We start from the raw sequence: 832 nt of genomic DNA, 5'->3' as shown, positions 1-832 counted from the left end.
GATGGCCTGCGTCAGCAGGGACAAGACCGTGCCCGAGCTCACCCCCATCGCCACCGCGGCGCCTACCGCCAGGGCCAGGACGGTGCCCAGGCCAATTCGTTTGATCGTCATGTGAGTCTCTCTCTTCAAGTACGGCTGCCGGCAAAGCCAGCGGGTTTCCAGATCAGGATGGCGACCATGATCACGAAGGGCAGCACCGCCGACAGGTCGGGCAGGTACACGGCCCCCAGCGCCTGCACCATGCCCAGCGCCATGGCCGCCACAAAGGCGCCTATCAGCGAGCCCAGGCCGCCGACCACCACCACCACAAACGAATCGATGATCACGTCGCTGCTCATGGACGGCGACAGCGACAGAAACGGCGCGGCCACCACCCCGGCCAGCCCGGCCAGCGCGGTGCCCAGGCCCACCACCCCGGCGCTGAGCACGTCGGTGTTCACCCCCTGCATGGCGGTGGTGGTGGGGTCGGTGCTGGCCGCCCGCACAAACAGGCCCACCTTGGAATAGCGCAGCCACAGGCTCAGGCCCAGCGCCACCAGCGCACCCACGGCAATCACCGCCAGCCGGTAGGCGGGTACCGGCGTGCCCAGCAGATCGACCGAGGTGTTCAATGCCTCGGGGGCCGCCACCGACAGGTTGCTCTTGCCCCACACGCTTTGCACAAAGTCTTCGATGATCAGCAGCAGGCCAAAGGTCACCAGCACCACGCTGAGCGGGTCGCGGTCTTGCAGCAGGCGAAAGCCGTAGCGGTCCAGCAAGACGCCCAGCACGGCCATGATGGCCGGAGCAACAATGAGCGCGACCCAGAAGTTGCTGTGGCTGGCGCTGGAAT

Annotated in this window: 1 protein-coding gene; it reads right to left on the bottom strand. The window is 66.9% G+C overall.

Annotated features, from left to right (window positions below):
• Window positions 1–125 precede the first annotated feature (125 nt).
• On the bottom strand, window positions 126–832 hold a 707-nt coding region (locus tag AC097L_RS25360), incomplete at its 5' end, for a branched-chain amino acid ABC transporter permease (RefSeq protein ID WP_479589472.1).

The organism is Rhodoferax sp. RT5P35 (genome assembly GCF_056521385.1).
Note: the sequence above shows the minus strand (reverse complement) of the source record. Positions and strands in the feature narration are given on the sequence as shown.